At 60.1% G+C, this 7,736-nt stretch carries 10 protein-coding genes; 7 read left to right on the plus strand and 3 right to left on the minus strand.

The genetic code is table 11. From position 1 onward, the window contains the following. Positions 1-417 (plus strand): DUF72 domain-containing protein (locus AC1DW9_RS35600; protein ID WP_476855358.1); only part of this gene is annotated, 417 nt, incomplete at its 5' end. 378 nt (positions 418-795) lie between these two features. On the opposite strand, the gene AC1DW9_RS35605 is transcribed toward AC1DW9_RS35600, so the two are convergent. Further along, positions 796-1,386 carry a DNA-3-methyladenine glycosylase gene (locus AC1DW9_RS35605; protein ID WP_476855360.1) on the minus strand — a complete coding sequence of 197 codons (591 nt, stop codon included), beginning with the start codon at positions 1,384-1,386 and terminating at the stop codon, positions 796-798. Between the two features lie 225 nt (positions 1,387-1,611). Here AC1DW9_RS35605 and AC1DW9_RS35610 point away from each other — a divergent pair, with 225 nt between their 5' ends. Together AC1DW9_RS35610 and AC1DW9_RS35615 are read left to right on the plus strand one after the other, a co-directional pair. Beyond that, positions 1,612-1,851, plus strand: coding sequence for a DUF2171 domain-containing protein (locus tag AC1DW9_RS35610; RefSeq protein WP_441508554.1), 240 nt, complete (start codon positions 1,612-1,614; stop codon positions 1,849-1,851). Next, positions 1,852-2,532 carry a dienelactone hydrolase family protein gene (locus AC1DW9_RS35615; RefSeq protein WP_476777497.1) on the plus strand — a complete coding sequence of 227 codons (681 nt, stop codon included), beginning with the start codon at positions 1,852-1,854 and terminating at the stop codon, positions 2,530-2,532. It begins immediately after the preceding gene. 220 nt (positions 2,533-2,752) lie between these two features. Here the strand turns inward: AC1DW9_RS35615 and AC1DW9_RS35620 are convergent, their stop codons facing one another. Next, the gene (locus tag AC1DW9_RS35620) at positions 2,753-3,805 is read right to left on the minus strand and encodes a helix-turn-helix domain-containing protein (RefSeq protein WP_441508552.1); all 1,053 of its coding nucleotides are present in this window, start codon (positions 3,803-3,805) and stop codon (positions 2,753-2,755) included. Between the two features lie 459 nt (positions 3,806-4,264). Here AC1DW9_RS35620 and AC1DW9_RS35625 point away from each other — a divergent pair, with 459 nt between their 5' ends. The 3 genes from AC1DW9_RS35625 (at position 4,265) to AC1DW9_RS35635 (ending at position 5,137) form a co-directional block, all read left to right on the plus strand. Beyond that, positions 4,265-4,582, plus strand: coding sequence for a hypothetical protein (locus AC1DW9_RS35625; protein ID WP_441508551.1), 318 nt, complete (start codon positions 4,265-4,267; stop codon positions 4,580-4,582). Positions 4,583-4,745: 163 nt separating this feature from the next. Further along, on the plus strand, positions 4,746-4,943 hold the full coding sequence (locus AC1DW9_RS35630; RefSeq protein ID WP_476777495.1) for a hypothetical protein: 198 nt from the start codon (positions 4,746-4,748) through the stop codon (positions 4,941-4,943). Between the two features lie 53 nt (positions 4,944-4,996). Beyond that, positions 4,997-5,137, plus strand: a complete 141-nt coding sequence (locus tag AC1DW9_RS35635) for a cupin domain-containing protein (protein WP_441508549.1) — start codon at positions 4,997-4,999, stop codon at positions 5,135-5,137. A 1,011-nt stretch (positions 5,138-6,148) separates the two neighbouring features. On the opposite strand, the gene AC1DW9_RS35640 is transcribed toward AC1DW9_RS35635, so the two are convergent. Beyond that, positions 6,149-7,117, minus strand: coding sequence for an IS110 family RNA-guided transposase (locus tag AC1DW9_RS35640; RefSeq protein ID WP_476777494.1), 969 nt, complete (start codon positions 7,115-7,117; stop codon positions 6,149-6,151). Positions 7,118-7,326: 209 nt separating this feature from the next. Between AC1DW9_RS35640 and AC1DW9_RS35645 the strand changes: the two genes are divergently transcribed. Then, positions 7,327-7,736 (plus strand): transposase (locus tag AC1DW9_RS35645; protein ID WP_476855359.1); only part of this gene is annotated, 410 nt, incomplete at its 3' end.

Raw genomic sequence — 7,736 nt, forward strand, 5'->3', positions numbered from 1 at the left:
CACGCGAGCTGGTGGAATGAAACGGTGTACTCGGCTTTTCGCGAGACCGGCACGATCTTCTGCTCATGCAGCGGACCCCGTCTTCCCGATGACCTGGTGCGGACCGCCGATGAAATCTACCTGCGGCTCCACGGTCCGGAACGATGGTACCGGCATGATTATTCAGACGACGAATTGAAAATCTGGGCCGACAAGATCCGAGCGAGCGGTGCCAGGAGAGCGTGGATCTACTTCAACAACGACTATGAAGGTTTTGCGCCAAAGAATGCTCTGGCAATGCGGCGCTTGCTCGAAAAGCGACTGTCACACGATCAACCGCCTGTTGCGGCCGAGCCTGGCGGCAAGGCACCGGATGCGCAGGCCCGTGCCGGAGTCGGGACCATCCCCACGCTTACCTCGTCGCGTAGTGCACGATGATCCACGCGAGGCCAACCAGTAAAAGGCCGCCGATGAGCACAGCGAGAACCGGGCGGCCGAGAAAACCCTGCCGCCCCTCGACAGGGGTCTCCGCGGCTGGACGGGCATTCGAATGGTCTTCCGCGCGCATGGGCGTTATCGCCTGCCCCCCCGGAGTTTCACTTTGCCGATGCGCCCGTTCGGCCGTTTTGCTGGCATCATTGTTGGATGGGTCGCTCATATTCGAGACCTCCGATGGTTTCCCAGAGCTCCCGCCCACAAAATGTGCCGCGATGCTCTTGCAAGGGATACGGTTGGCTCGCCCCGATGTTCCCGAGGGATGCGCCTGACCGAGAGTTCTTCACCACCCAAGGGCTTTCGGCAGTCCCGGGATAACCACTAGCCGGTTGTCCCTGCGTCTCCAGGTTGCTGCGGAGCGAAGGGGCGGCTCCAGAAGCGTGAACCATGCAGACCGAAGCGCCAGGGCCGCTCGGGCGCTTTGGAAATGCCTATTCGAGTGCCGCTCACGATTGCCGGTCGTTCACTGGGGGCTCCAACGAAAAAAGGGGGTTCCGCCAAACTCAGGCCGTTGTGCACATCGGTTATTCCAAGCGCCCTTGCGAGCCGCCCGGGTCCCGAGCAGAGATTTCTCTCCGTCCCTCGCCGCATGATCATCTTATCGATGCCGACCTCCGGGGCTATCGCGCGGATCAAAACGGCGCCATGGCCCTCCGCAACGACATTGAAACACCAATGCAAGCCGTAGGAGCGGTAGACATAGGCGTGCCCGGAATCCCCGAACATCGTTGCGTTGGCGGGAGTGCGGCCGCGATAGCTGTGTGATGCGGGATCGTCACGAAGATAGGCCTCGGTTTCGACGATCGTGCCTCCCACGCCGTCGACAAGGAGCAGCGCTCCGATCAGTTCCTTCGCAAGCTCGACGGCGTCAGCGCATTCGAAGGAGCCAGGCGAAGTATGCGGAATCGTCATGGTCCGTTTTTTCACTGGAGCCGTCCGATGAAATCGCAACGTCCGGAAGAGCAATTGGTTCTAAGGATTTTCCGCAATGCGGAATAGCGCAGGAGCCCTATGGCCCATCGCGCCTGTCCGATCGGCCACCCAACTTTCGCGCATGGAGCACTCGGGGAATTTATTTGGGAACTTTGGCTCACACCCTCCGTTGCCGCATTGATGCAGCACCAGCGGAGCAGTCCCATGATGTTCGTTCAGCAGATCAAGGAGGGCCAGAAGGTCGTTGGCGCCGACGGAGGCCACGTCGGCACCGTGGATAGCCTCAGCGGCCAGTTACTGAAGCTGAAGAAAAATGATCCGGAATCAGGCGGCGCGCATCACTATCTGGACATCGGGCTCGTGGTCGCCATAGACGGCGACTCGATCAAACTCATTTTGCCGGCCTCCGAGGCCAAGGAACGCTGGTCCCAGGCCGCTGAGTAGATGCATCGGCGCGCATTTGTAGCGGGCGCTTGCAGTGCCGCGATCGCTTCCAATACCCCGAGAGCGGAGTCCAGGATTCCTGTCGACCGATATGGCCCGACGACTGGTTCGAAGCCGGCGATTGTCCTGCTCCACGGCTCGGATGGCCTCACAAATGGTGGTCGCTACGAGTTTGCGGCCCAAGCCATTGCCGCAGCCGGCTACGCCGTATTCCTGCCCCGCTACTTCGAAGCCACCGGGGATCGCAGAGCTCGCTATGGCGAAATCCAAGCTAAGTTTCCGGTTTGGAGGCAGGCTATCGAGAGCTCCTTGGGTGGGGAGATCGAGCGCGCCATCGGCGTTGCCCCTGGTCGTATAGGCGTGGTCGGGTTCTCGCTTGGCGCGGCTTTGGCACTTGCCCTTGCCGCCAGGACACCTCGCATCAATGCCGTGGTCGACTTTTTTGGCTTTGCACCGCCAGGGCTGGAAGGAGCCCGGAGGTTGCCTCCAACGCTCATCCTTCACGGCGACGCCGACCGCGTGGTGCCGGTATCCAATGCGCTTTCGATCGAGCGGACCCTCAAATCGCGCGGCGGCGTCGTGGAGAGCCATATTTACCCCGGTGAAGGACACGGGCTGTCGTTTGCCGCGCTGCCGGATGCCGTCGGTAGAACACTGGAGTTCCTTCGACGTTACCTGTGAATGGTACGCTGACTCCAGGGCACAAATCGCATTTCCGGGAGTTAGGCGGCGACCGAACATGTCCCACGCGCCTTTTGCAGACCTTCGGAAAGTCGCAAGAGGGTGGAGAGCGGAATTCGCGTGCATAACTCCGCCCGAGTGAATGCGCCAACTGCCGATGTGAGGGCATTGCCTCAAACCGGACGTAGGAAAGCACCGAAGCGACCACGCAACCGCCGGCCTAACCCGGCCGCCGCCGCCCTTTGAGCACCTGCCTAGCGGTCTCTTTGGGTGTCTCACCAAACCGGCGTTGATAAGCGGTCGCAAATCGCGCCGAATTGGCGAAGCCGTATCGGCGGGCAACTTCGCTGACAACCGCCTCAGTAGAGCGGTTGGCCAGTTCATCTCTTACCAGGTCGAGCCGGATACGATGGAGAGCGGCTAACGGCGTCTGGTCGCGAAAACGATTGAACACGGCCTCGAGAGTTCGCAGACTGCATCCTGCGACAGCCGCAACATGCTCCATGCGGATCGGCTCTGCGCCATGGGCACGCATAAATTCTTCCGCTCGCCGGATATATGCCGGGACTGCGCTCGTAGTGGTAATCGCAAGCCGCCCACTGTGATTATGCGGCGCGCCACGGAGCGCGAGCGAGATGAGCAAATCGGTTAGGGATGCGAGCCCAACAGCATTCGCGAAGATGCCATCCGCTCGCTGAAACTCCTCTATGACGAAGTCGAGCTGACACTTGAGGCTCGCCGCGAGCCCAGTGTTCCAGTCAAGCGTTGGTTCGAAACGAAGCGGCTGGCGTAGATGCTCGTCGAGCATGTGTTCGAGTGCGCCTTCCATCTCGCTCACTTTGAAGAAGACGTTTGTTCGCGCGTTGCTGTCGCTCACGGACAGCGTCGTCCCCGGCCCAGGCCTCCAGGCGAGGCCGCAACCGTGGCCGACCATCGTCCTGTGCCCCGTTTGCCCCAAGGTCGTATGGCCGCTTAGTATCGACGTGAAACAATAGAGCTCGCCATCGTCGCCATCGACAGAAACGTCCGTTGCGAAGCTGCTGTCAGCGTAGCTCGCCAGGATTGAACCCGAGCAGCGCGTCGCCAACGTGAAAATTGGCCGGTTGAACCGCGTTCGCCATAACGTGCGATCCCGCAGTTGATACGTGAAGACGCGGCTGGACTGAACGCCGCGTTCCATGACCTGTGTCTTCCCGCTGATGTCACCCGGATCTCTCGCCCTGACGAGGTCGAACATCGCCAAGCGTTCGATATCAATTGCCGGCGTGGCCATCTACATCCCTCGCTCTGCAACCTTTATCTCAGCACACGAAACACAATACGCAGTGTCGATACAGATTTCGCAACGAAAATTGCAGCGCAACACGAATTTAGCGTTCAGCACCTCCAAACCGTGACACTTTGCGGATCATGAAGTGTCATTGCTCCAGCAGTGCGGTTGCATGCCAATGGTAGGTACCTTAAATATTGATTCCGCAATTCAAGACATAAGCGCAACAGGATACGTTGCTGCTTTCGCGACAATCTTTGCTTTCTACAGCACAAACATAAGAAAAATGAGAATTTCAGCAATAATAGCAAACTCTATGTTTATTTTATACGGCATAATAAATAGTTTACCTCCAATTTACATACTTCACATGATATTGCTGCCAATAAACATCTTGCGATTGATCCAGATCTACAGCCTTGCATACAAGCAAAACCAGATCACCTTGTGAGGTAGCGTCTCATGCGAATTCGTATCGCGATGGTTGCGGGCGCACTCTTCACATCGTGTATAAACGCAGTGGCCGTCGACGCTGTTGCGCCGAAAACATTTCAGTCCAAAACATGCATCCCATGGGACCGCACACTTCACCGCATGCTGGGGGAAAGCGAACAGTTCCATATCCATTCACCAGAACTGCGCGCAGTCGTCCGAGCAGAAGCTTTCAAACTTAAGGAGAGATGCCTGCGCGATATCAGCATGGCCTCCCTGAATCGCTACGTCCTGCTCACGAAACTGTTGTCTGATGACGAAGCCGATGAAGTCGAAGGTTTTGATTGAACTCGAAGGGCAACGTCGCAGCGCAAGCAGCATCTTCGCGAAAACTCGCCTCCTGGGCCAACAGTTGTTGAGGCACTAAAATGTCCCAGTTGCGGCTCCATCCCCCGGAGCAGCGGGCCCCACTCAGCCTCTTATTCAACTGCAACCGTCCATGGAGACGACCATGCGTTGCCTGCCGATTGCGGCGTGTGTCCTCGCCTCACTGCCGGTAGCTGCCCAGACAGAGCGGATGTCGCGCCCTGAACTCGTGCTCAAGACCGTGGTTTCGGGAATGCCGACCGGTTCTCAGCAGGAAATCAGGGAGATGACCGCCATGATCAAGCCGGGAGACAGGACACCTTTAAGCACCGTTTCCCGGTAACGGTCCATGTCATCGAAGGCGCCTTCACACTGGAAATGCAAGGGCGCACGGCAGTGACGGTGAAGTCCGGCGAGTCGCTGGTTGAGCCGCCGAACGTCAAGATGACCGGCTACAATCGGGGCAGCGAGACCTTGGAATTGGTGATCTTCTACGTCAGCGAGCCGGATACGCCGTTCCTGGAGCCGGTCCGTTAGAAGGCAGAAAGCGGCACGCCGACGGAAGATCCGGCGAGGGCACTACGCAAGCAACTCGATGCGTGTGGAGTTGGAAGGCCAGGAAAGCGGACCACGTCCCCGCCGCGGCAAAATACGTTCGTGTCCGCAGATGATTGTGCCGGGGTGGCGTAGCGTGCTCGATCCGCGGCGGGTTGAACACCTGGCAAGGCTGGAAGTCCGCCCGGCGCCCATCCTCTTTATTCTTTACCACCGCTCGGAGTAATGGCGCCGGTAGCCGTGAGCGGGTGCCCACGGCGGTGGGCCACCATGCCGCCGACCGTACCCATAGCCATTGTCGTAATCGCGCCGGTAATAGCGATGCCGTTGTTGGTGGTACTCAATCTCTGCCATCCGATGATCGCGGTTATGGCGAGTGTATTCCGCGGGCAGCTTGTCCAGTGCTCCGGACGCGGGCAACGTTTGTGGCGCGGCGGTGGCCATCGTGGCTGCCGCACCAAAGAGAATAGTAGCGAGTAAAAACCGACGCATTGGGATGCTCCCTGTATGCTCCTGGCGATAAGAGCCGTCCGAATGGGAACGCAGGATGAACGAAATGGTTCGGGTTCGTGCGCGCGTGCGATCGCGCTGGAAGCATCTTGACGATCGTATCCGGCATATAGGGTTTGTGGGCGAGCGCCCCAATCAGGATGCCTGAAAGCGGACGCCGCGAGGATCAGCAACGAGCCAATTCCCCCGTCTGGCGCTCTGCCGCAAACGTCTCAATTGGGTCGAGGCTGTCGTCTAATCGCAGCTCGAAGATCAAGCCTTTTTGCGGACTGGGATGTCGCTTGCCGGGAGCACGGTCGTCTTCGCGGTCGACATGAAGTCGCCGCATGATGGGGCTTCGCGGGGCGAACCTTCCAATGTGTGGAGCGCAGGCGGCGAGCATGGCCTCGACACTGCAACAGCCTCGGCGGAATGGTTCGGCCTACGTCCCGGCAGGGACGTCTCAGAGCACCTTCAGGATTGGCACAAACGAGCCTGGCCGCGTCAGGCGGCGGCGGTTCGGTTGAACGGCTCGCCGGACTTCAACATGGCGTGCATGATCACGGCCAGCTTGCGCGCGACGGCGACGGCTGCGCGCTTGAAGCCCAACTTTTCACGCAGCTTCAAGCCCCAGCGACGCAGGTCACTCTCGGCCTGCGCCCGCGTCAGGATGACGGTTGCGGCCTCATAGAGCAGGCCTCGGATATGGGCATCGCCGCGCCTCGAGATGTGGCCGTCATAATCGACCTCTCCAGATTGGTAGCGGCGGGTTGTAAGGCCGAGCCATGCCCCCACGGAGCGGGACTTGGAGAAGTTGGCCGGATCTTCGATGGCGGTGGCGAAAGAGGTTGCCGTGACCGCGCCCACGCCAGGGATCGACATGAGAAGCCGACAGGCCTGACTTTGTCGTGCGGCGCTCAGGAGTTGGCGCCCGAGCTCGGTTGCCCGCAGGCGGATGCCGCGCCACGCGTCCAGAATCGGGCGGATGACGCGCGCAAGCTCCTCCTTGTCGGCAAGCAGCCGCCGAACATGCTCCTCGAACTTGCCGCCCTTGCTTGATGGGACCAGCAGCCCGAACGTCTTCATCAGGCCACGGATCTGGTTTGAGAGCTCGGTGGTGATCCGGACCAGCTTGGTGCGCGCTGCGACCAAGGTCCGCATCAGCATGCTGTCATAGCCCTTCACCCGGACCTCGCGAAAGAAGCCGACCTCGGCCAGATGCGCCAGGCCGTCGGCGTCGTTCGCATCTGTTTTGTTCGGAGCCATGTCGAGCGCCGCCTTGGCATGCCGCGCGTCGATGCAGATCGCCGGAATGCCTTCTGCCGTCAGCGCATGGTAAAACCAAACCGACAATGGACCGGTCTCGAAGACGACCCGCTCAACTTCGGGCGCCCGCTTACGTATCACCTCAGCGAGAAGTCTTGGATCCGACGGGCACTTGCCGCGCCAGATCCGCTGGCCTGCCCGCCGCACGGATACCGCCGTCTATACTCGCCCATGGTTGTTCTCCATTCGATGCTTGGGCCCGGCCGCAAGTCGAGAGCCCGTTCGTCCATCTTATCGGGGAACAACCACCCGTTCGAACGGCCAGTAGAGGCTTGGAGGCGCCTCGCTCCCGCGATTACCCCATGTGTGAAAACGCGCTGTTGAGTTAGACTCCTGACGTTGCAGTCGGGAGGGAGTTGAGCCGCTTCGTCCAAGGTTCTGACCGGCGCCAGCCGACGCTGCTTCCTGATTGTCTTGACGACTATGTGGCCGATGAGAACCCGGTGCGGGTGGTCGACGTCTTCGTCGATGAACTGGACCTGAGGGCGCTGGACTTCGAGGGCGTGACACCGGCGGCGACGGGGCGGCCAGCCTACCACCCGGCGACGCTACTGAAGCTCTACATCTACGGCTACCTGAACAAGGTCCAGTCCAGCCGCCGCTTGGAGCGCGAGGCTCAGCGCAATGTCGAGCTGATGTGGCTGACCGGCCGACTGGCGCCTGACCACAAGACGATCGCCGACTTCCGGAAGGACAATGGCCCGGCCATCCAGGCCGCTTGCGCGCAGTTCGTGGTGCTGTGCCGTCAGATCGGTCTGTTCGGGAG

It is taken from the genome of Allobosea sp. P4_E12, assembly GCF_056401655.1.

What these genes read in the sequence shown, in the direction of transcription:
- AC1DW9_RS35605 (WP_476855360.1), bottom strand. Translation starts at nt 1,386, where the DNA reads ATGACGATTCCGCATACTTCGCCTGGCTCCTTCGAATGCGCTGACGCC.
- AC1DW9_RS35610 (WP_441508554.1), top strand. Translation starts at nt 1,612, where the DNA reads ATGATGTTCGTTCAGCAGATCAAGGAGGGCCAGAAGGTCGTTGGCGCC.
- AC1DW9_RS35615 (WP_476777497.1), top strand. Translation starts at nt 1,852, where the DNA reads ATGCATCGGCGCGCATTTGTAGCGGGCGCTTGCAGTGCCGCGATCGCT.
- AC1DW9_RS35620 (WP_441508552.1), bottom strand. Translation starts at nt 3,805, where the DNA reads ATGGCCACGCCGGCAATTGATATCGAACGCTTGGCGATGTTCGACCTC.
- AC1DW9_RS35625 (WP_441508551.1), top strand. Translation starts at nt 4,265, where the DNA reads ATGCGAATTCGTATCGCGATGGTTGCGGGCGCACTCTTCACATCGTGT.
- AC1DW9_RS35630 (WP_476777495.1), top strand. Translation starts at nt 4,746, where the DNA reads ATGCGTTGCCTGCCGATTGCGGCGTGTGTCCTCGCCTCACTGCCGGTA.